This window comes from Vibrio fortis (assembly GCF_024347475.1).
Classification (GTDB): Bacteria; Pseudomonadota; Gammaproteobacteria; order Enterobacterales; family Vibrionaceae; genus Vibrio; species Vibrio fortis.
Genome location: NZ_AP025487.1, coordinates 2,318,170 through 2,341,079 on the forward strand (window position 1 = coordinate 2,318,170; position 22,910 = coordinate 2,341,079).

General features: G+C 41.7%; 20 protein-coding genes and 1 pseudogene. 6 read left to right on the forward strand and 15 right to left on the reverse strand.

What is annotated here, in order from left to right; all coding sequences use genetic code 11:
• Nucleotides 1–78: 78 nt before the first annotated feature.
• Nucleotides 79–957 (forward strand): hypothetical protein, encoded by an 879-nt coding sequence (locus OCV50_RS10005; protein WP_261902947.1) that lies wholly within the window; start codon nucleotides 79–81, stop codon nucleotides 955–957.
• 209 nt (nucleotides 958–1,166) lie between these two features.
• On the opposite strand, the gene OCV50_RS10010 is transcribed toward OCV50_RS10005, so the two are convergent.
• The 5 genes from OCV50_RS10010 to OCV50_RS10030 form a co-directional block, all read right to left on the reverse strand.
• Nucleotides 1,167–2,942, reverse strand: a complete 1,776-nt coding sequence (locus OCV50_RS10010; protein WP_261904155.1) for an ATP-binding protein — start codon at nucleotides 2,940–2,942, stop codon at nucleotides 1,167–1,169.
• A gap of 418 nt (nucleotides 2,943–3,360) precedes the next feature.
• Nucleotides 3,361–3,501: a zinc ribbon-containing protein gene (locus OCV50_RS10015; protein ID WP_022570822.1), complete on the reverse strand. Its 141-nt coding sequence runs from the start codon at nucleotides 3,499–3,501 to the stop codon at nucleotides 3,361–3,363.
• Between the two features lie 242 nt (nucleotides 3,502–3,743).
• Nucleotides 3,744–4,430 carry a toll/interleukin-1 receptor domain-containing protein gene (locus OCV50_RS10020; RefSeq protein WP_050649193.1) on the reverse strand — a complete coding sequence of 229 codons (687 nt, stop codon included), beginning with the start codon at nucleotides 4,428–4,430 and terminating at the stop codon, nucleotides 3,744–3,746.
• Nucleotides 4,431–4,926: 496 nt separating this feature from the next.
• Nucleotides 4,927–6,018 carry a methyl-accepting chemotaxis protein gene (locus OCV50_RS10025; RefSeq protein ID WP_261902948.1) on the reverse strand — a complete coding sequence of 364 codons (1,092 nt, stop codon included), beginning with the start codon at nucleotides 6,016–6,018 and terminating at the stop codon, nucleotides 4,927–4,929.
• Between the two features lie 1,410 nt (nucleotides 6,019–7,428).
• Nucleotides 7,429–8,076 (reverse strand): peptidase M15, encoded by a 648-nt coding sequence (locus tag OCV50_RS10030; protein ID WP_261902949.1) that lies wholly within the window; start codon nucleotides 8,074–8,076, stop codon nucleotides 7,429–7,431.
• Between the two features lie 99 nt (nucleotides 8,077–8,175).
• Here OCV50_RS10030 and OCV50_RS10035 point away from each other — a divergent pair, with 99 nt between their 5' ends.
• A complete protein-coding gene (locus tag OCV50_RS10035; protein WP_261902950.1) occupies nucleotides 8,176–8,712 on the forward strand; it encodes a hypothetical protein in 537 nt (178 codons plus the stop codon).
• Between the two features lie 36 nt (nucleotides 8,713–8,748).
• Nucleotides 8,749–8,976 (forward strand): hypothetical protein, encoded by a 228-nt coding sequence (locus OCV50_RS10040; protein WP_261902951.1) that lies wholly within the window; start codon nucleotides 8,749–8,751, stop codon nucleotides 8,974–8,976.
• Between the two features lie 244 nt (nucleotides 8,977–9,220).
• On the opposite strand, the gene OCV50_RS10050 is transcribed toward OCV50_RS10040, so the two are convergent.
• From OCV50_RS10050 to OCV50_RS10070, 5 genes and pseudogenes are all read right to left on the reverse strand, one after another.
• Nucleotides 9,221–10,339: a hypothetical protein gene (locus OCV50_RS10050; protein WP_261902952.1), complete on the reverse strand. Its 1,119-nt coding sequence runs from the start codon at nucleotides 10,337–10,339 to the stop codon at nucleotides 9,221–9,223.
• 116 nt (nucleotides 10,340–10,455) lie between these two features.
• A pseudogene (locus tag OCV50_RS10055) lies at nucleotides 10,456–10,608 on the reverse strand (recombinase family protein); the annotation flags it as partial.
• A 330-nt stretch (nucleotides 10,609–10,938) separates the two neighbouring features.
• A complete protein-coding gene (locus tag OCV50_RS10060) occupies nucleotides 10,939–11,676 on the reverse strand; it encodes a metallophosphoesterase (protein WP_261902953.1) in 738 nt (245 codons plus the stop codon).
• A 448-nt stretch (nucleotides 11,677–12,124) separates the two neighbouring features.
• Entirely contained in the window at nucleotides 12,125–12,823 is a 699-nt protein-coding gene (locus OCV50_RS10065; protein WP_261902954.1) for an SPOR domain-containing protein, read from the reverse strand.
• Between the two features lie 297 nt (nucleotides 12,824–13,120).
• On the reverse strand, nucleotides 13,121–14,194 hold the full coding sequence (locus OCV50_RS10070) for a hypothetical protein (RefSeq protein ID WP_261902955.1): 1,074 nt from the start codon (nucleotides 14,192–14,194) through the stop codon (nucleotides 13,121–13,123).
• 98 nt (nucleotides 14,195–14,292) lie between these two features.
• Here OCV50_RS10070 and OCV50_RS10075 point away from each other — a divergent pair, with 98 nt between their 5' ends.
• Complete coding sequence (locus tag OCV50_RS10075) at nucleotides 14,293–14,931, forward strand: IS110 family transposase (RefSeq protein WP_261902956.1); 639 nt, start codon at nucleotides 14,293–14,295, stop codon at nucleotides 14,929–14,931.
• A 273-nt stretch (nucleotides 14,932–15,204) separates the two neighbouring features.
• On the opposite strand, the gene OCV50_RS10080 is transcribed toward OCV50_RS10075, so the two are convergent.
• Nucleotides 15,205–15,891 carry a hypothetical protein gene (locus tag OCV50_RS10080; RefSeq protein WP_261902957.1) on the reverse strand — a complete coding sequence of 229 codons (687 nt, stop codon included), beginning with the start codon at nucleotides 15,889–15,891 and terminating at the stop codon, nucleotides 15,205–15,207.
• Between the two features lie 1,368 nt (nucleotides 15,892–17,259).
• Here OCV50_RS10080 and folD point away from each other — a divergent pair.
• Entirely contained in the window at nucleotides 17,260–18,120 is an 861-nt protein-coding gene (folD, locus tag OCV50_RS10085; RefSeq protein ID WP_261902958.1) for a bifunctional methylenetetrahydrofolate dehydrogenase/methenyltetrahydrofolate cyclohydrolase FolD, read from the forward strand.
• A gap of 107 nt (nucleotides 18,121–18,227) precedes the next feature.
• On the opposite strand, the gene OCV50_RS10090 is transcribed toward folD, so the two are convergent.
• The 4 genes from OCV50_RS10090 to OCV50_RS10105 all read right to left on the reverse strand — a co-directional run bounded on the left by OCV50_RS10090 (nucleotide 18,228) and on the right by OCV50_RS10105 (nucleotide 22,014).
• The gene (locus tag OCV50_RS10090) at nucleotides 18,228–19,427 is read right to left on the reverse strand and encodes a NupC/NupG family nucleoside CNT transporter (RefSeq protein WP_261902959.1); all 1,200 of its coding nucleotides are present in this window, start codon (nucleotides 19,425–19,427) and stop codon (nucleotides 18,228–18,230) included.
• A 206-nt stretch (nucleotides 19,428–19,633) separates the two neighbouring features.
• Nucleotides 19,634–20,554, reverse strand: a complete 921-nt coding sequence (locus tag OCV50_RS10095) for a LysR family transcriptional regulator (RefSeq protein WP_239841513.1) — start codon at nucleotides 20,552–20,554, stop codon at nucleotides 19,634–19,636.
• Between the two features lie 144 nt (nucleotides 20,555–20,698).
• A complete protein-coding gene (locus tag OCV50_RS10100) occupies nucleotides 20,699–21,691 on the reverse strand; it encodes a lytic murein transglycosylase (RefSeq protein ID WP_261902960.1) in 993 nt (330 codons plus the stop codon).
• A 32-nt stretch (nucleotides 21,692–21,723) separates the two neighbouring features.
• Nucleotides 21,724–22,014: a YcgL domain-containing protein gene (locus tag OCV50_RS10105; protein ID WP_032551887.1), complete on the reverse strand. Its 291-nt coding sequence runs from the start codon at nucleotides 22,012–22,014 to the stop codon at nucleotides 21,724–21,726.
• A 221-nt stretch (nucleotides 22,015–22,235) separates the two neighbouring features.
• Between OCV50_RS10105 and minC the strand changes: the two genes are divergently transcribed.
• Nucleotides 22,236–22,898, forward strand: coding sequence for a septum site-determining protein MinC (minC, locus tag OCV50_RS10110; RefSeq protein WP_239841351.1), 663 nt, complete (start codon nucleotides 22,236–22,238; stop codon nucleotides 22,896–22,898).
• Nucleotides 22,899–22,910: the final 12 nt, after the last annotated feature.

The following is a 22,910-nucleotide window of genomic DNA, read 5'->3' on the forward strand; positions in this document are numbered from 1 at the left end:
GTTTCCGTCAAAATCATCAGATTTTTTTTGGGAGGGAGTATATATTAAGGCAACTGAATGCATTGTGAGGAGAACAATATGTCAGTTATGGATTATCAAGATGCTTCGAAAGAAGAGCTTCAAGAACTAGAAAACGAAAGACTTGAGTTACTGAACGACTTTAAAGAGCAGTTGGCAGCGTTCTGCGATTACCTAAACGTTGACTTAGACCAGCAAGCGACTTTGACATCACTAGACACCGCGACAGCACTCACGCTTTCCTCTCCACGCTATATTCCTGCACGAAAGGGAATTTTAAAAATCTCAGCTCAAGGGTATTTAAGCTTAAAATTGGTTGAGAAAGTCAAATCAACCACTACAGACATTGTTAAGGCGCTAGCCAACAAAATTGCAGACTCTTCCCAAAAACTGCCATGCAACGACATTGCACTTAAAGGTTCCGTTGATTCCATCGCCGCAAAGTTGACTCAGCGCTACTTGTTTGGCCATAGACGCTTTTATGACATTGAACCAATTCCAGAAGTCCCAACATTGAGGAACAAAGACTTAAGCGCTTTATGTGAACGTCACCTTCTCGATCGAGTGAAGGAGCGTTATACGTCTCACTACCACCGCTACAGATTATGGGACGGAAGAGCCATCGCTTTATTCTCTAGCTACCTGTTTGATGTCAAAAGTGAAGAGCATAATTTCTTTGATTCTAAAAACTTAATTCATCTTCTGGATAACGACCCTGAGCCAATCAAAAAAGAATGGTTTAAAGATGAATGCATCGAATGTTGGGAAGCGCTTTATGCAGATGGCCCACGTTATGCCTATACCGAGCTTGCCTACCCTGATGAGAGTGGTGTCATTTTTGAAGAATACGTACCACTAGGCATGGTAAGTGAAGATGTATGGGATTCGCTTTATGAGCGCTATAAAAACAAACTGAAAGAACATGTCGAGTTAGCCTAATAACTCTTGCCGCTGTTGCAGAGCGTAGATGGGGATAACGTTTCTGGCGTAGTCTCAGCTTACGCTTGTTTTGTGAGCGGCACTGGTTCAAGTGCTGCTATATCGCCTAAGATGTAATCTAAGTTAGTAGCTCTAAGGCGCTTTTGTCCCAAAGCGGGTCTCGATTCCAGACGAATTAACACTAGCTTGGGTATCAAATGAACTAGCTTCTATTCCAACGCAATATTATGGGCATGATTTACATTACAAACCAGCGTTACGCTGTGTGCTATTGACTCTCCCAAAGAGTTTAATTGTAAGGGCTTTGTTATTACACCATTGGCACCAGCATCAACGAATGCTATCGCTGTTTCTTTGGTAACATCAGCGGTACAACCAAGAATAACCCCTTGATAAGCATACTCATTTCGTATTAATTCTGTCGCTTCTATGCCTCCCATATGTGGCATTTGATGATCCATCAAGATTACGTCAAAAGAACATTGGCGTACTCTTTCAGCAGCTTCTTTACCGTTAGATACAATAGAAGTAGTAAGCCCTAGCTTTTCACACAAGCGTTTAGCAACAAGTTGATTAATCCGGTTATCCTCAACGATAAGGACTGACTTACCGGAAAAGTCTTCTTCGTTTGAGATCTTTCTTTTATCTTGGAAGGTGGTTCCTCTTGGGCTTGTCACTTTTGCTACAAAGCAACTTCCTGAACCTAACTCACTTGTGACTGTAATATCCCCACCCATTGATAAACATAATTTTTTTACTATGGATAAACCTAACCCTGTACCTCCAAATTCGTGCATCGTTCTAACATCCGCTTGTTCGAACGCATTAAAAATACCGTTTAAACGATGTGATGGTATACCAACTCCAGTATCAGAGACTTGAATAAAAAGCTCACTTTTTTCATTGTCATATTTTAAAATAACTTTAACCTGCCCATCAGAGGTAAACTTAATGGCATTCCCCACCAAGTTGTAAATAATTTGACGTATACGAGCTTTATCTCCGACTAAAACAAGATCTTCAGGCAAACTACTGGTATCGAATATAAGCTGAAGGTTTTTGTCAGAAGACAGCGGATAAAAAGAGTTTTTTATTGGTATCAATAGCTTGTTTAGTTCGAACTCTTCCTCAACAAAAACTAGATTTCCTTGTTCTAGATTTGAAAAATCAAGAATTTCGTTTATGACTGCCATTAGGTGTTCACCTGACTCTAAAAGCGTGTCTAAGTGTGTCTGAATAGTTGAATCTTTATTGTCAGAGATGAGTAACTGCGTCATTCCTATAACACCATTAATTGGGGTTCTTATCTCATGACTCATTGTTGCTAAAAACATAGACTTAGCTAAGCTGGCTTCCTCCGCCTTATTTACAGCCCCTTGTAACGCTAACTTGGTTTTTTTCAATTCTATAATGTAGTGGTTAAGGTAAAGGAACACGACAGAGAAGACTAAAATAATCAATAGTATCAAGGTATAAACGGTTGCTTCGCTGGTTAAGAATATGTTGTCCATCAAACGTTCGTGAACATGTTCCGCTGCTTCATCCATCTCTTCTGAAAAAACTTGTTTCTCTAATTCGTTTAATAAAGATTCTGATACAGTTTGTTGTTTTGCTTTAAGTATTTTCTCAAGTAATGCCAATTGTCTATCAGCAGTTTTTACGTACTCATCAACTACAGAAGGAAGTGAATTGCCTAACCAAAGCATTTGAGGAAATCTAACGTTAACGTCATTGCTAGCTTCCTTTAAAGTGTTTAACTCGTAAGTTAGCTCTTGTACTTCAGAAAGTAGTTTATTTATCTTGTAGTCAACGTCTTCTGGCTGAGTTAGATGAACATAGCTTCTCATATGGACAAGGCTTGCTGAATGGGCAACGTGCGAGCTTTCAATAGCCTCTAGAAGAGAGTTTTGAGTTTTAAATGAAAAGAATAAACTGAGAGTTATGCCCAATGCTAACGCAATTAAAGTTTCCATAACGTTGAACATTGGTGAGTGTTCATTATTCACTTGAGTCCTCCAGATGGAATTCATGGATAACAGGTATAGAGCTTTCTTTTTCAATATAATCAAAAAAGCAAGCAACCATAAATAGCCAGACAATTAATGCTATCCATACAAATACGCTTGTCTTATTCACCTTCCGGCACCTCTCTTTTTCCATATGCATAAAGTTTAGAAGAGCAAAGCCTCAGTAGCCATTCAATTTTTGTGACTAAAGTCAACGGAAAGAAAATGATATGGGTATGAAACGCTTAAAGTTGTTGGAGTAAGGCGCTTCTGTCCCTGAACGCTAGAAACAGGTGCTCGCAAGCATCGAAATACACAGACTAAGACACTCTATCCCAATCAGAGTCAAACATTATTATACGTTACTGATTGAGACAGGCTTTCAATTAATAAGAAGTTATCCTTTGTAATACTCAGTGTGAGCACACTTCGGGCATGGTGGTAAAGTATCATCATGATCATCTAAGTCGACTTGTTGACCGCATTTCTTACAGGTATAACTACCTTTACCCGGTTTTTCTCCTGTTGTAGCCATCATTGCTCTCCATATATTTAATTAGACTTCGCTGTACACTCAGGCGCTAGACCCGAACTAAAACAAATATACAATTAAGCACACATGTGAAATGTGACTAAGTTCGTTTTTCAAACGTTTGTATCAATAGAGCTAAGGCACTTTTGTCCCTAATAACTATGTTATTCGAGATATCGCAGCCAAGAGACGACTATTGATTACCCACCGAAGGAGCGCGATTCTTTGGGCAGTATTCAACCTACGAATTAGATATCTACCAACTCGGCAATTTTCTCTGCTACAACTTCCATTGAATCCTCAGAAGTATCCAAACCTGTTCTGGATGCTAGCATGGGGCTGACATTTCGTAGGGCTTCATAAGATGTGTTATGTACAATTGGAATAAGTTGGTTGCCAGCTAATAGTGTTGAAAGTTCTTTGTCGGCGACACTCTCTTTTGGAAGCCGCTCCAACATCGCTGGAGTCACCAATACAAGTCCTATTCGAGAGTTGGCCAATCCCTTATCGATAGCGCGCATCATCGGCACACCAAGTCCAAGATCCTTTTCGCTAAACCAAACTTTAACACCTGCTGCTTCAAGTAAATCATGCAATTCTTTAGCTGCGTCTTTACGGTCGCCCCATGCATGGCACAAGAATACATCTCGAAGATCTGGTTGTTGTGCTGCACGAGTCTCGACAGTTTCGCGTATCGGTGTAAGAGACTGAATTTGAGCGGATGTATAAGATACAGAAGAGCCTGATTTAGACCAACTTGGCTTTTTACTGCTACTTGTTTCGCTACTACTAATGCGAGATGGAGAGTAAGATGAGGTTGAGTATGAACTGTAACCTCCACTTCCATAACGACTATAGCGTCCACCACATGCCGGGCAATTAGCTGCGGCGGCCGCTGAACGATGTCCTCTTGATGGTGCTGTGCATCTAGCCAATTGTTTACCTCTCTATTCAAATGAGTATTAATGTAACCTTCGCAAGGTATTACGACCGAAAAACACAACATATAGTGTGTCATCAGTCTCACAATGGAATATACGGGGTAACAAAAACCATATTCAAGATAAGGGGGCTTAAAGTTTTGTCTAGATATCAGATTAGTGAATCTTATCTCATTTATATGAAATTGATATTTATGAGCATTACAACCAACATATCGATTCAGCTATCGATAGCTTTTAAGATCTCGTCACTATTTGCAAATATAAACAAAAGAAATTGAAAACTAACTCGCTTGATGACTCAAATCGCTTTTGTCCCAAAGCTTGGTTCTGTGAAACGTTTTTGGACAAAACCTTGCCAGTGCCTTTTCTAAATTAGAAAACCATCAATAACTACAGGTATGGCAAATTTACTTGTGAAGTGCTAGTGCGGTGAGTAGCATCGCGCTAGCAAAAGTATTGGGTTAGGTTAGGTGCGCACTAAGTGCCGTTACGTTAAATCACCAATAATCTCATTCATTAAATTGTCAATTTGTTCCACTACTTGTTCGCTGGCGTCTTCCATGGCGTTAATTGCAGTCACCATGCCTACCATGTTGTCAGATTTGGCTTGACTCATTGCTTCACGTCCACCGTCATGCACGCCTTTGTGTGGTTCTTCAAGCAATGCATAGCTTCTTAAGTGGCTGTAAGCCTTGCCATCGCCGCGGTAGTACCACTGCCCCAAGCGACACTCAGAGTGGCTATTAACGGTTTCACCGAACAAGCCTTTTTGTAGGAGACGATAGATATTGTTCTTCCAAATGGCGTGGTCGAGTTTGACCGTATCCAAGAAAGCGCGTGTGGAAGCAACATGGATTACCTGTTGCATGTGTTCCGATTTCACGACCACTTCGTTGACAATAGAACCAATCTGCGCAGAAGAGGCAGACACTTCCTCAGCACAAGTTTGGTTTTTATCAATCGAGGTTTTAATCGCGTTCACTTGCGTTAGTACTTGGTTTACCAAAGAATCAATCTGCTCACTGGCTTCGCTGGCTTTGCCTGCAAGGTTTCTTACCTCATCTGCCACCACGGCAAATCCGCGGCCTGCTTCACCAGCTCGTGCTGCTTCAATCGCTGCATTTAATGCCAACAAATTCGTTTGATCAGAAATCTCTTGAATAGTCGATACAAGAAGGGAAATAGAAATGGCAGTTTTATCTAATATTTTAACAGACTCAATGCTTTGTGAGGCTTCCGTGCTGATCTTCACGGCTCGGTTATCAAGACGAGCAAGAGCTTGATGAGTCTGCTTAAACATTTCATCTAGTTGTTGCAGCTCTTGGTTTTCATGCGCCATAGATTGCGCATTCTCCACCATCTCTGTTCGAATGGTTTGGAGCATATCTCCACCTTTCAAACTGTTCGACATCAACTCATCACTATAGTGGTGTTCCTGTTGAGCGGAGCGAACAAGCTGCTGAACCTCTTGGAGCTGATTTTCCAGAGCGGCAACGTCAGTTTGGTACTTCTGTTTGAGGTCTGCTAATTCTTGCTTTAGCAGCTCATTTTCTGATTTGATTCGTTTTAATCCAAACATTTAATACGACCTCGTTAATTTATGCAGCACTACAGCTTTGTTGTATGAACATATCGATTTCTAATCCGAAACCTAATCATTCTCCACTAAATGATGTACAACACCTAACAATCTGTAGCTACAGATTATTAGGTGTCGATTATTCCTATTATGTAAAATCTGTGGGTTTCCTATCAGAAACAGCCCTTAAAGCACGTCAAACGCTTTTAGCTAAGATTTTAGACGCTTAATCAAGCGATACAATTCCATACTGTCTTAAAAGTTTATAACGATTTCAGAGCGATTTATAATGCAAAAATCAGCGTGTTCATTTGGGGCAAGAATAGCACAATGCCCCCCATTTTTCGTACTTTGTGAGTTTTGGGTGTCAGATTAGTTATATTTGGTCAAAATTCACTCAATCGATAGCGTGGTTTTTTGGCGAAACCAATAATGGGGCAAAAGTGTTTTAGATCAGTCGCACTAAGGCGCTCTTGTCCCAGAGCTAGCCGGAACAGGTTCGTACTAGAGATCTTATTAAGTGGTCAACTTCAGCGTGCCACTACAACTAATGCAACGATATTAAACTTATCTTTTCATAGCAAAGAACCGAACAACTTCGCCAGATGTTCTTGGAGAAGGCTATAAACTATCTACGAGAGCAATATTGATACTGAAACTTAACTAGTAGATTGATACATAATAGGTTTCAGTCTTTCTCCATCTAGAGTAACTTGATCCGAATATATCATTAACTGAGAATAACCATGAAGGCCTCTCCATCGGAAATGTAAAGGAACCCTATAAATTTCCCGATCATTGACGAGCATAACAATATTACTCTGCTCATCATCCTCTAGAAGCAGTATGGGCTGATAGTTTATGGCTTGCGCAAAAGACGAATAGCCACTTGATTCTCTTAAAGCATATGGAAAAATCCAGATGTTGAGGGATGCATGAAGGCTAGTGTTTAAAGGTTTTGGCAGGGGAATATTAAAGTCGCTAATATAGACGACCCTATTTTTAGGGAATGCAATGCTATGGTGCACTTGTACTCTTGGTGTGCGAGTTTTTAAACGCCAAGTGTCTATGATTAGTCTGCTAGCATCCCTTATAAGATTGCGAACCAGAATAAATAAAAATATTATAATACAAATACTTAGCACAAACAGGGCAAACTCAAAGAAAGTTATGTCACTTTCTTCATTATATAGTTCTGGCGGTATTCGAGCTGCGTAAGTAGCCGATACCAACAATTTGCCCAGAATCATTCCTCAATTCACCCTCAATCCATTTAGACAAGTGTAATTCTAGTTGATAATGCAGGTAGGGTTACAGGATACAATGAAGAGTTAAACACAACAGCAATCTAAGTTGCTTTATCCCAAGTTAAGTATGTCTAAGGCACTTCTGTCCCAAAGCTCGGAGGTTTCACGTAACCCGCTCATTTTGTAGTTCCTCTAGGAGTGTGGCGTACTCATCAGCGTGACTGCCTTTGAAGTTTGCCATTGTTGGTTTAGTGAGAACTCCTCGAGAGCCAGTAATGTGACTTTTTATTACTTTCTTTGGCCTTTCACTCCACGTTAAGTTGAAGGCGGCCAACTTAGGAAAGAAATACATTTCTGAGTATTCCGGTAAATTATCATGAATCCACCAAGCCAATGCTTGCCAATGATGGGTACGTTCGTAATAAGGAATAAACGAGTTCACTACAATACAAGCGGTAGCTCCTAAACAACCATCTTTATCCCGATAGTCCCATATATGCTTACCATAGTTCTTGTCATTACTCGCGCAATTGTATTGATTGCTATTTTCGGCACCTTTAGCATTAACTGATGGAGAGCGATAACCCGAACGTATCGAAACCCGGCCGAACGCTTTTTCGATAGGCTCAAGCAAATGAGAGCATAAGTTTTTTCCTGCTTCAATTGCAACATCTGGGAAATCGGGGATGTTAGGTATCCTTTCTATCTGTGAAATTTCAGAATATAAAAAATCACGCATGAAGTAGTTTTTTGAAAGTTGAGTTCGCCCCAAATCTTCTAGCTTTTTGACTGACGTTGGTGATTTCATCATTACCCTCCTAAAACTATGAGTTTAGACCCATTGCTAAGGTTAAACACAATCTATAATGGTTCTGGATCTAGAGTTTTCTAACGTTTCACAGGAAAGCCTATGCCGAGAAATGGGCAATACCAAATTTCCATATCTAAACTGAGGCAACTTCAAGACCTTGTACCAAGTGAAGAGGCACTGCCGCAGCTTGAACAGGGAGAGATGATGACTGAATCTACAAGACACCACAATATCCAAGTGCTTACAAATAATGGTTTTAGGCAGTTCTCAAATACTACGGTATTTTTCAAAGAAGCAATAAGCGTTATATCGCCATCAGTTGCTCAAAATAAAACTGGTGGTTATTGGTTTGATTTACGTAAGGTCAATCTCGACCGTCTATCGACAAATGCACACCTTTTAGTGCGAGTGGTGCCTGACCAGTTTATCTTGATGGCACTTTCTGACATCGAAAGCCTTATTGCAAAGGAATTGATGGATAATCGCCCTCACTCGGGAGATGTTTGGGGTATAAAAATGGACTTCGACAAAAGTTGCAGTAAAGTCCAGCTCTACAGCAATAAAGACTCATCGTCTAGAGTTTACGGCAATGTTCTCTCTGTCGATAACGTAACTAAAGCTCTACTATCAATCTAAGGCGCTTTTGTCCCTCAGCAAAGGAGATTCCCGAAGGTGACTCACAATAGTACATCAATACAGATCGAATACGCTTCGAAAATGATGAATATTGAAACAAGCGATCTTGTTTATGAATACATTGAGACCCGTTTACTTAATGATGGCCTCTCAGTAGAAGTAGCGGTAAAAATCGCTCAGTTCGCGTGCATTCTTGGCCTTAACCATGAAGAAAATTTTGGGAAACACTACAAGACGCTGTTAAGCATAGTCATTGATGATTGAAAAATCTGTATCTCGCTTTTGTCCCTATGGTGAGGAAACCGAATCAGAGAACGCACTCAGGAAGGGCTTAATAGCGCGAAAAATGAAGGTAAGAAGCTAGGTAGACCAGCAGCAAAAGATACCACTAAAAATGTACAGCGATGCAAAGCAGAGGGATTGTCTCAAAGCGCTACAGAGAAAGAGTTAGGTATCGGTATCTCACAGTTAAGCGTCATTGGAATAAGTAGTAGAAAGCTAGGGTCACCTAGCTTCTTTCCATTTCACACTCTTCAACCATTTCTTCAAAAACTCTTAGGACGTAGCCTTCCATAATTAGCTTGTCGCTTAAAGCTTTATAACAGGATTCATCTGATAGCTCATCTACAGAGATAACGGTTGTATCTTGTGGTGGGTTCGCTCTGAATGTTGTCCGAGCTGGCTCTGGTAACTCATCGCAAAAAATAGTGCATTGAACATCAATTGGCTTATCAGTCTTCAACAGTACGCATTCATCCGCCTCCAGCTCAGTTTGTGCTTGAAGACGATTTACTTTCCATTTGATGTGGTAGTTCTTAGTATCTGAAGATACCCATAAATCCGGCATTGATACATTGTTATAGCTAGGAAGTATGAGGGAGAATTTATCGTCGTACTTACGTACTGATTTGGGTTCTGGTGGATATTTGTTATCAGGTACTTTGATTGATAATCCTTTGTAGCGAGGGATTGTAAGTACAACAGAAACCCCGCTAGCTAAGATACTACTATCATTCGAGATGTTTAAGTAAAGAATCTCAGCCCCAGCCCACTCCTTTAATACATCTGCTCGCTCTCGGTATAAGCTCTTATTTAGTTGATCACCAAAGGGAGATCTGTGGATGGCCTGCATCGTACGGAAAATAGAAGCGTTGTGACCATAGATAGCTTCATCAAATATAGGCTCTTCTTGATCTGGAATGCTATCGCTATCTGGAAGACAGACTAGCTTACCTCGTACAGTGAATTCTGAATCTAACTTCTCTCTATCGCCATTCAGTAGAAAGCAACTGAGTACAGGATACTTTGGTAGCTCTGCTTTTTTTGTGTCGATGAAGTCTTTACCAAGGGTGACAGCTACGTGATACACCATGCCCGCAAGAACAAGTAAGATGCCCACTGTGGGATCACTCGAAGCATTAAGAACAGAGCGAAGAATTTCGGACTTGCCTATATACTCTTCGAATAGTGCCACTACCACTGCATGAAGAAAGTTCACCTGTGACTCAACTATAAGACCTATACCAGTAAGGACGACAGCCTTAGCTATAGTGTTGTAAGCCTTGGGTCTGATTAGGTTTAGAACTCGCTCTGCTATATCTAGCCAATCATTTACTTTCTCTTGCATTGAGCCTCGATGACATCATGTTCAATCCGATGAATATAGATTACCCCAGAAAGAATGATTGATCACTTATTGTTCTATCGATACCAAAGTGAGTTTGTCATTTCCCCAATAGGGACATCCAGTTTGAGTGTCTTTGCTTCACCCTTTGGCTGACCCAGTGCCATCCCACTCTTTTTCCGTGCTGCCAGTGCTTCTTTCGTGCGCATGGAGATAAACTCACGCTAGATTTCGGCAGCTAAGCCTAAAATCGTTGCGGTGATCTTCGATTGCACTAACGAGAAAAGGAGCAGAAGTGCTTTAGAGCAGTCGCACTAAGGCACTTTATGTCCCAAAGCGAGCTACCGCGTGAGTCACTTCAATGAATATGTACATCACCAGATCTAGGATAATCCCAATGTCAAAACCACTATTAAATCGTTCATTATTGCCGTAGACCACCATGAATCATTAACTCATCTAAAATAGGTCAGAAATAAAAAAATTATGAGTACGATAGATAAAAAATCAGATAAAACAGATACTTTTGCTCACATCTTGCCCTCAAAGAACAAAAATCAAGCATACGTAACCACATTCAATGCTATTAGCATTAAACACGGTCAATTAAATAACCTAAACAATCTTCGTGAATTAAGGAGGCTTTTTCTGTTGCCATCCTCGTGTGGGTAGCCAATCTGATTAGAGATTTGCCTAACACCCTCAACAATACAATCGAAATTGTCATGAGTATGTCCACTTACCATCACTCCCACACCGTGCGTAGCTAGCTCTCGGATTAACTCATTATCGTCAGAACAGAAATAACACGTCAAAAGATCTACTGGATATTTTGAATGCCTCAGTTCAACGGATTGTGGGAAGTGGGTCACAACCAGCTTGTTTTGTGCTGTGGAAGTGGACATAGATTTAATACAAGCGTTTCTAAACTCACAGTTCAGTGCTCTCATTTTCGAGGGTGTCAGCACTTGGTTATTTACAGAGATGCTTTTGAAGTCATGAACTTTCAACTGTAAAGAAAGTGTATTGACTTCGTTCAGCTTACTAATATTAGACCAGCCAACTCCACCAAATAACTCAAGGTCAAATTTGCTAAGGACTACAGAAGTGTTTTCTAGGAAGTGTAGGTTGTTGCTTAATTTATTCCAAATAGGAATGCAAGATAGGTAATCCTGATAATCAAAGCCTCTCTGATAGAACTCATGGTTGCCAGCAATAACAATAAACTCAATATCTGGATTAGATTTTGCAGCTTGCAATGCTAACTCTGCTAGCCCGACACCATGTGTTATATCGCCGGCAGCAATCACAATATCAGCATCAGGATTAACTAAATCCATGATAGTAGTTCCGCAGAACTCCTCATGCAGGTCGGATATTATCTGAAATAAGGCACTCACTAATATGCTCTCAAAAATTACATAAAGTATAGGGCTAACCTATCACATTGCCACTGTGAAAATCTGCTCTCAATATAGAGCCCTCACAAACATCAATACCACTATTGAACCAGTCACGATTACCATAACCTGAGAATTCTGACGATAAGATGGAGCTGACATCTAATGTCAAAACCACTTTTAAACAGCTCACGATCATCATAGTCCTGCGGTTTGACATCTAAATTGTGATGACTCTAAAGGTTAAATCACTTTTGTCCCAAAGCTTGGCTCTATGAAACGTTTTTGGACAAAACCTTGTTACGGATTTGTATAAACTAGAAGATCATAAATTAGATCAGATATGGAAAGTCGCATAGTCATATGTCCAGTATCGCTGGTCTTTTGGTTATAATTTAGGCCTAAACTTTAACACTTGCCCTCGCGAGCCTGTGATATCTTCAAGTTCTTCAACAATTTGAATAACCTGCTCATACCCATATTCAGGCTCTGGGAGAACAATGATTCTATTAGATGACTCTTCTTCTTTTACGTGTGTATTGTAGCCACGCTTTCTTAAATCTTTTGTTACTGCTTCTGCGTTATTTCTATCTCGTAATGCCATTAACTGAATAATGTAATTATATTGCTGTAAAGTAGTAGCATTCGGGGTTTCTATATAGGTTATAAGTGCTTCCGAAACAATATCTTTGATGCTATTGAAAAAGAAAACCTTTGAAGACACATCGCCTGAACCAACTAGCATCATTCCGCGATTGTGCTCTTCCAAGACGACTGTGCCGTTATCGAGTGTGGTACCAAATCTTATGTCTTGATGCAGAGCCACCCCAGTTTTAAATCCATTGCGCTGTGTTATTTCAATACAGTGCAAGGAAATGCGTAAGAAGTGTATGCGATCTTGTGATGGCTTTACTCTCGCCTTAACGAACTCCCCTTGGATCTTACCCATTAATTCGTCCTGACTAAAAGGGCATTGCGGGCTTGCATCGATAAACAACCCAAGCGAATCATCGTTTGCGAGAGCTACAGATGTGAACTTGATAAAAGAAACCAATAACATGCATGCCAATGTAAAATGTTTTAGCATTTTAATAACTACCTCTAGTTCTGATTGTTCAGTGTGTGTTCGACAGTCTTTACATAGTAGGGAGCAGTCATATTTTACTCATCATTTAGTATGTTTGCATCAAAGCAATTAAAACCGTTAATTCCATATTACCGACTAGCTTGGGGCGGGCGGATCTTAGTTAGCAGGCACTTTGGGAGAAAAGTAACATGTGTAAAAATATCACTCTGTGAAGTCTCTGGACAAAAGCTTTTTAGCTTAAATAACTTAGATACATTAGCTCACATAAGAAAAAGTACCTTTAAACCTTAAACGTTGTTAGCCCACTGATTCCAATGAAATTTTCTCTATTTCCTTTTCAAAGTTTGGTTGAATATGGAAGCGCCATAACGGTAGTTCGTCACTTTTATAATCATCAGGAATTCCAATATTAAACTGAGCGGGGTCTACGTTAGCATCAATCGCAACAATCTTGTCGTCTCTGATTGTCCGCTCTCTGTAGGCAGCGCTAATCATGGAGCTTAAATAGCCAATCATATCAAACCCATAATTCTCAGAAGGATGCTCAGGCTCAAATGTAAAAATAATAGATTCAACTTTATTATCACTCACTACTGGGGTAACTGAAGACTCAATCCAGTCACCATATCGAGTGAGATAAAACGCAATGCTCTTGTCTAACTCTGCTTTAAGCTCAACACCTGCACACTTAAGCTTTACTTCTTTTATCAAAATTGCTGTTTGACCATCATCTCCAATCGGATCTGTGTTATCAGTATCATTGACAATGACAAACTCTAGTTTTGGCTTGGCACCGATTAAGACATCTCCAAATGTACCCATTTCATTTTTAGCAATTGAATTAATGAAAGTAGTCACATAACGCTTTGACTGTTCAATCAAAGAGCTAGGGTCAAGCAGAACCCATTGATTATATTTTGAAAAGTATATAGCCAACTTTAGAGGTACTTTGTTCATTTCAGCATATGCTTGCAGCTCCGCAAGGTAATCATTGCGGAATGGATATTCATAATTGATATCTTCAGAATGACAGTTCTTTACTTCAACAAGGTATTGCTCACCGGTTACAGTTGTAACTCTATAATCCGGAAGCTTAATTTTCTCATTTGTCGAGAAACTAGTACCAGAGTCTTCTTGTTTGATAAACGATACTTTACCTAAAGCACCTACAACAATAGGAAAAGAAGACTCGACTCTTTTCCCGAACAGCACCCTTTCATTGCTTTGAGCTGAAGTCAAAGAATCCGAAACTCTTTGAACGAAGTCGTCCCTATCTTCTGGACTCTGCAAATTGTAGTTATATTCCAAGCCAATAGAACTAAAAAGGTCTATCGGTTCAAATTTCTCTGGGTTTCTTTTTATTCTTTTCATATATACCAAACTCAAATAAGTGAGCTAACGAATGACATAGATTCCCCCTAACGAGGATCTGCCACACTTATGTGGTACTTAAATGCATCGGAGGCATCATGTCTGATTATTCTTATTTTTGCGGTATCGACCTAGCTAAGAACCACTTTAGCCTTCATGCCGTAGACCAAAATGGTAAAGTCATACTTAATAAGTCAGTAACACGCTCTAAACTATTGACTAAAATAGCAAATATGCCACTAATGCGTATAGGGGTTGAAGCGTGTGGTGGTGCACATTATTGGGCTAGAACACTAAATAAACTGGGACATGACGCCCGCGTTATGGCTGTTAAATATGTAATTCCTTATCGAACTAAGGGAAAGAACGATCTTAATGATGCTGTTACTATTTACAAAGTTGTTCAGCGCCCCTCAACTCGCTTTGTGCTCATAAAATCCCCCGAACAACAAGCCATCCTATCGGTACATAGAATGAGAGAGCATTGGGTTCGTGAACGCACCGCGCTTATGAATCGCATGCGTGCTCTGCTTTCGGAATTCGGATTATTAGTTCACGGCGCAAGGAGCGTGATTGCCAACCTTGGCGACAAGCAAGATAAGCTAAGTCAGTGGTGTCGAGGCGTTCTGGAGCGCAGAGGAATGAATCGAGCGATAGTGGCACTTGCCGCGAAGAACGCACGAATTATATGGTCGCTTTTATACAACCAAACTGAGTATGAAAACTATGCTGCTTAAGTAGGAACTTAAGCAGCATAAAAGAGTTAAACCCACCGGGTCATTGCAGACGCTAATGATGGAGATAGGTTAAGACCACTTGCGGAGAGCCTGTTAATGCGGCGGACACACTCGATGTTATCTAACGAATAAGGCACCGCAGTCGCGCAAAGTCATCAGGGCCACGACGTATGCGAATCGTCGATAAGTAGGCCGAATGTAGAGCGGCAGTCCAAAACCCATCAACACAAGTTTAGCGGATGTTTGACAACCGGGGGAATCCATGTAGCCGCATTAGGTTTGTTCTTTTGATTTCTTATACGCTTCCAATAACTGAGCTAAGCCAACAGGGCCTAGACGCTTCATTTTATTGATTTTCTTGTCATCTGGCATAGGAACATTTTCTAGCGGATCTACACGAGAGTCTTGCCATTCGACAAAACGGAAGATCATTAAAACTGAATTCAACTCTAGTGGTTCAGGGTCTCTGGCTCTGTATGAGTCAAGAAACCTGACATCTTCTGCAAAGTAATTTTTATTGGGGCCCTGTTTGTTCGGCAGCAATAAATCATAAAACTTTTGTCGCCAATACTCTCTAGCTTCTTCGCATAGTTTTTTATGGCTAGATAATGGAATTTGTTTATGTAGTTTCTCTGCAACCGACAACAAACGAGCAGCGGTTAACCAGCGAATTCGCTGGTTCTTAGGGAATCCATCCTTGCCTAACACATTTAGAGTTTCATAAGACTTTTCATAATAATGTTTAGTTTCCTCAAGTAAGTCTTCCGAGTTCTGACGAACCTGATTGGATAACCAAACAGTGATTGCCGTGCTCGCACCTAATAAAACTGATATAGCACTAAACCTTGTGAAGTTTGAAGACCACAAGCCATGAATATAGAACTCCAATGAGTACAACCCGACTACGAGAAAGAACAAAAACAGCGTAAAAACTATTGAAAAACGATAAACATACTTCATTGCTGACCTACCCTCGTAAAACCTAACGCTTTATATACAGCGACAAGCCGCCTTTCCCACTCTCAACTTGCAGCCTATCACTCTCACCTATTTGCAGCATAACATTAACAAGTCACTGTAAATCAGAGCATTAGCAAACTATCCACTATAAAACTTGTTGCAATTCGCGGTAAATTACTGTCTATTATCCATATGACGGCATAGACTGCTCATTGTGACTCTACCTACGACCTTAAACACATGAAGATTCAATCTGCCTTTATCCAAAAGTCGCTGACTTTATGTTTCGACATGATCTTCCTTTGCAAACGAGCATGAGCTCCACAAACACAGTTGACGAGCCCCCAACTTGTTAGAGGTTACACAGATAAGAAAAAGTAGGTCAAACTACTTCACTGTAATTTTTGAGGTTGAGTGGCGCGGCGCTAGCACACTATGGGGCATTTCTGAGTTATGAAGTGCCCGCCGCGAAGGTTCTGGACAGAAGTGGTTTAGAGCCGTCGCACTAAGGCGCTCTTGTTCCGAAGCGAACTTGTACCCGGATAGCACAAATGGCTTGTGATTTAATAATCACCTGAGGGTCTACCTCTAAAACACGAATAAAAAAAGCGGTATAACAATAATTGCTATACCGCTTTTTTTTAAATATGGCATCCCCTGCAGGATTCGAACCTGCGACCACATGCTTAGCGTACCACTACAGCTTTCACTGCCATCATCTGATGTTTGTAGTCTGGACTATATCATCACCCACAGCATTATCTGTTTGGGTGGAGGGCGCTAGTGATGTATTACACAATGAGATCGCATTGCATCATCTAGTCTCTGCACCTTCTCTACACGCTTGTAGAGCTTGGCTCAAGATTGCCACCGCCATTACGCGCTGAGGTTTCCTTGAATTCACCCTCTGCATTGTACATGTTTCCATATACAAGCTCCTCAATTAAAGGCACGTGCTCTATCCAGCTGAGCTAAGGGGACTTAATTTAAACTTACCATACTACTTTCTTTGTGGTAAGTAGTAACGCTTAGTAGTAAACACATTTACTCAATGTGGTAACCTTACCACCTATCAAAGCCATATACAACAAGGTATTTAGGATAAAGTAGTAACCTTTAGGGGGTTAGTTGTGCTCTATCCAGCTGAGCTAAGGGCGCGCTACAGGAAAGAATTATACGAATTCGAATCAGTAAAGCAACGGCTTTATCTAACATTCTGATCTAAGTGAGTAAAAAAAGGGCAAAGACATTATAAGTGTTGAAAATTAGACCAAAGCAAACGTTTGCTTGATGGAAATCAAAAACGTTTTCTGGAATAATGCGCCAAAACATCAGCCACTAACTTGAATATCAATACTAAGGAAATTCATGACTGCTCAAAATATTGATGGAAAGCTAATTTCTCAAACCGTTCGTTCTGAAGTTGCTGCACGTGTAAAAGCACGCACAGAAGCAGGCTTACGAGCTCCGGGCCTAGCGGTAGTTTTAGTGGGTGAAGACCCAGCTTCTCAAGTTTATGTTGGAAGCAAGCGCAAAGCGTGTGAAGAAGTCGGTTTTGTTTCAAAGTCTTTTGACTTACCCGCGACGGCAACCGAAGAAGAGCTACTGACACTTGTTGACCAATTGAATGACGATACAGAGATCGATGGCATTCTTGTGCAACTACCTCTTCCAGCAGGTATCGATAGCACACACGTGTTAGAACGTATTACGCCGGAAAAAGACGTTGATGGCTTCCATCCATACAATGTTGGTCGTCTAGCGCAACGTATCCCTAAGCTACGCTCTTGTACGCCAAAAGGCATCATCACTCTGCTCGACCGCTACAACATCGACTTACGTGGTAAACATGCCGTTGTTGTTGGTGCATCAAATATCGTTGGCCGTCCAATGACGCTTGAACTGCTTCTAGCAGGTTGTACTACGACCACCTGTCACCGTTTCACTAAAGATTTAGAAGGTCACGTACGTCAAGCAGACGTTGTTGTGGTTGCCGTAGGCAAACCTAACTTCATTCCAGGAGCATGGATCAAGAAAGGCGCTGTGGTAGTCGATGTTGGTATCAACCGTCTTGAGTCTGGCAAGCTGGTTGGCGACGTGGAATATGATGTCGCAAAAGAGAGCGCAAGCTTCATTACGCCAGTTCCAGGTGGTGTTGGCCCAATGACAGTAGCAAGTCTAATCGAGAATACGATGATCGCTTGTGAGCAGTTCCACTCAAATAAATAGTCTTCGTTCCACTTTCTCTATCATCCGATAGAGAGACAGAACCGTTAGATACATGAAAGCCGCGATTGATATCGCGGCTTTTGTTTTTTTGTTGAGCTAAATAGCGCTTAAAGTGACAGAGCGACACCTGCGATTGACGCACTCATCAAGTTCGCTAGCACGCCTGCGCAAATTGCGCGGAAGCCATACTTTGAAATGAATGAGCGACGCTCAGGTACTAGACTGCCTAAACCACCGATAAGAATCGCCATGGTTGAGATGTTCGCAAAACCACACAGTGCAAAGGTTACGATAGCTTGTGAGTGTTCACTTAGCATATCTTTCGCTTCCATCAATTGGATGAAGGCAACAAACTCATTCACGACAATCTTATTACCGATTAGAGAACCCGCAATTACTGCTTCATTCCATGGCACACCAATCAGCCATGCAACGGGTGCAAACACATAACCTAGGATAAGTTCGAAGCTGAGCTCTACACCGAACCAGCCACCAACAGCGCCTAGCATGCCATTCAGCATTGCAATCACGCTAACAAAAGCAAGAAGTGTTGCACCCACTGCGACCGCAATACGAAGTCCAGACATAGCCCCATCTGCCATTGCCTCAACGACGTTTGTTGCTCGTGGAATTTCTACATCTGACTCAATACTCTCTTGAGTCTCATTAGCGCTGCCTGGTACTAAGATTTTCGCCATTAATAGACCTGCAGGCGCAGACATGAATGCCGCTGCTATCAGGTAATTCAGGTCTACACCCAGAGACGCATAACCTACCAGCGTACCGCCAGCTACAGACGCCAAGCCACAGGTCATTACCGCAAACAACTGTGAATCGGTCATGTGCTTTAGGTATGGCTTAACGACTAACGGTGCCTCAATCATACCAACAAAGATATTTGCTGTAGCAGACAGAGATTCCGCACGACCGGTACCTAACAGTTTCTGCAGTGCGCCGCCAATTAGGTTGATCACTTTTGGCATGAAACCAATGTGGTATAAACCCGAAATCAGAGCCGAGAAGAAAATGATGATGCCCAGTACGTTAATCGCAAACACAAATCCACTGTTGGTCAAACCGCCAAATAGAAAGCCAATACCCTCTTGGCCATAGTTGATTAAGCTCGACACTGCACCCGTCACGCCATTAAGAACGTCTTTACCCATAGGTACGTACAGCACCAGCAGTGCAAAAGAAACCTGAAGTAAGAAAGCAAGAGAGACTGTTCTTAGCTGAATATTTTTTCTGTCCGTAGATAGTAACCAAGCGATTACTAGAAGAGTAATGATTCCAATTAGGGATGCCATATGCGTCAAACCTGAAAAGTTGTAGTAGGAAAGGCGACGCATTGTATAGAGGAAACCGTTTGCGGCAAGCGGTGGTTGTTACATGGATGTTGGCATAAAAGGCCGCTAGAGCCCTAAATATCTAACCTATTGAATTAATTAAAACTTTATTGATTATTTTTAGTACTTTTTCCATATGGAAATTATATTTTCAAAAACAGCGACAGTTAGCGGTGTAATTCAACACAGGTTTTGAGATTTTTATCCCAATAAGTCGGAGAACCAATGTGTTGTTTAAGAAACTCAATCACCGTAGACAGCTTCTTAGGCATATTTTTTCGACTTGGATAGACAGCAAAAAATGGCATGATCTGGCTAGCTTTCCACTCGGGTAATACTTGGATTAATTGACCACTGCGAAACTCCTCTTTAACGAGGTAAGTCGCTAGATAGGCAACCCCCCAGCCTGCTACTGCCGCGTCTCTCACCGCTTCTGCTAAGTCGACAGAATAATCCCCACTAACAGTAACACATAGGCTCTCTTGCCCATTGTCGAAAGCCCAAGAGGTATAATCACGTTCACGGCTGCGATAGATAAGACAGTTGTGATCACTCAGATCTGACGGGCAACTCGGTGTGCCAGCTTTGATCAAGTAGTCAGGTGACGCCGCCACCACAAACTGGCTGTCTGCTAGCCGCTGGGCAATGTACCCTTCAGGTAGCTCTTCATTATTGGTGATCCAAAGATCCAAACGCTCTTCGATCATATCTACTTTATAATCGAACAAGTGAACCTCGACTTTTAATTGAGGGTAGAGCTGGCGCAGCTGATCGATTGCAGGAATCACATGCAGAGTGCCGAATGACTGTGAAATACCAACGCGCAATTTACCCGAAACATCATCACGCTGGCTCTCCATATCCATTTGTGCCGCTTTTAAGGTGCCAAACAGCTGCTCACAATGTTGATAAAACACCTCACCTGCTTCGGTTAAGGTTAAGCTGCGCGTCGTTCGCTGCACAAGCTTAATACCAATATTGTCTTCTAATAGAGCGACCTGCTTACTGATGTGCGACACCGACACATTTAAGCTCTTCGCCGCACTGGTGAAGCCACCATGCTTAATCAAGGCGTGAAAGATCACCATCTGTGCAGCTCTGTCTGTTAACACTCGCTTATCCTCTGTTTGTATGAAAACAATGTTGACTAAAAAACAAAAGGACTCCGAAGAGTCCCTTTTAAATCTATTGGCTTATGCCGCTTTGCTTTAGCCGTTCTATTTAAACTTAAGTTATTTGAACTTAATTCGGTCAGCAAGGTGACTCACTGCCAGAGCAAAGTAGTACGAACGATTCCACTTCATCAGTACATTGTAGTTGTTATAAACCAAATAGGTGCGCCCTGTTTGGTCATCAGGCATGATTAACCACGCTTTAATATCTTCATCGAGCTTAGGTAGCGGGCTACCATCAAATCTCGTAATCCCAAGCTTTGACCACTCTTGAAGGTATTTACCTTTCTCTTCCGAGCGACCTTGCATTTCTAAAGAGATATTCGCTGGCACTTTTACCTGCCTACCCCATGTGTACTTGTCATCCCAACCAGACTGGCTGAGATAATTCGCCGCAGAAGCGAAAACATCGGCCTCGGTATTCCAGATATCCTTCTTACCGTCACCATTACCATCGGCTGCATAAGCTAAGAATGAGCTTGGCATAAACTGAGGTTGCCCCATAGCTCCAGCCCACGACCCTTTCATATCCTGAGGCTTAATGTGCCCCTCTTCTAAAATGGTCAGAGCCGCCATCGCCTCTTTGGTGAAGAACGCCTCACGTCGACCTTCGTAAGCCATGGTGGTTAGCGCATCAATCACACGGTAATTGCCCGTATAAGTGCCGAAGTTACTCTCTACACCCCACAATGCAACGATAAAGCGAGGTTGAACACCGTACTCATCGCCAATGCGTTTCAGCTCAGTATAGTGCTTATCATAAAGCGACTGCGCTTGTTTAACCTTCCATTTAGGGACAGCTCTTGGGATGTACTCGTCCAGCGTTAGCTTTTTCTCTGGTTGGTTTTTATCAGCCTTCACCGCACGCGGTTTAAACGTCACGCCGTCGAAGGCTTGGTCGATGATCGATTGAGAGATACCTTGCTCTGAGCCTTGCTGCTTCAGCTTTTCAACAAACTGTTCGAAGCTCAACTCATTAGCGTGTAACGGAGCCACTGCACTGCCGGCCAACAATGCCGACACGGTAATTAGGGTTTGCGATAATTTACTCAACGATCATTCCTCCCTGAATAAGGTGAGTACGATTACTCTTCATCTTGAGTGTTTTGTTGAGCCTTGCGCTCTTTGTACAACTCAAGTTCATTCACTGGTGGTGGCGGCAGTTGTAAAAAGAAGCCGTCAGTTTCTAGAGACTCACGAACTTTATCGATATTCACTTGCGCCAATTTACGGCCATCCATTTTGATGACCATTACGAAGCTAGGTTTACCAAACATTTCCATCAATGCGTCAGGAACTTGTGAAAAATCATCCTTCTTAGGGATATAAAGGTATGTTCCTTCTTTTTTTGAGCTTTTATATATAGAACACAGCATGACAAACCTTTTCTAAATGTTTATGACTACAAAACTCTCACATGCGAGATCAATAGTTTATGTTGGTGAAATATTGGGAACAAAACGTCCATTTGACAACAAGATCACTTGCTGTGCTTGGTCTGGGAATATAACATGATAAACCTAGTTTCAGGCAATGCCCTTTATCGTAAAGATGAAAGAAATTGTAGCCAACCGTTATTGAGGTCCTGTAGTTTTCGATGTCTAGTAACCCAGATTTAAAAGGTAGCAGCTTTACGCTATCTGTCTTGCACTTATCCGATGATAACGTCGAAAATGCAGTGTCATTCCTTCAAGAAAAAGTCGACCAAGCCCCAAACTTTTTTGCTGCTGCACCTGTTGTGATTAACATTAGCCAAGTGGCTGGTGACATCGACTTCCTTCAACTAAAAAACGGCATCTCTCAGGCTGGTATGATCCCTGTTGGCGTAACGGGTTGTTCCGATAAGCGCATGCAAAACCTTGCAAAAGAAGCAGGGTTCGCAGTTATGACGGCCAGTAAGTCTCCGTCACAGGCTCCAGCCAAGATGGCGCCCACAAAAGTAGTAAGAACTCCGATTCGTTCTGGACAACAGGTCTATGCTAAAGATGGTGACTTATTAATTTTGAGTCACGTGAGTGCTGGAGCGGAAGTCATAGCGGATGGCAGTATCCATATTCATGGCACACTACGCGGCCGCGCGATTGCGGGAGCAAGCGGTCAAACTGAAGCGAAAATTATCTGTAACGATTTACAAGCCGAGCTGGTTTCCATTGCAGGCAACTACTGGCTCAGCGATCAAATTGAAAGCGAGTATTGGCAGAAGAAGACCATGCTCAGTATGGACAATGACGTACTACGTGTTGACGTACTCGCACTATAAAGAAATAAAAGG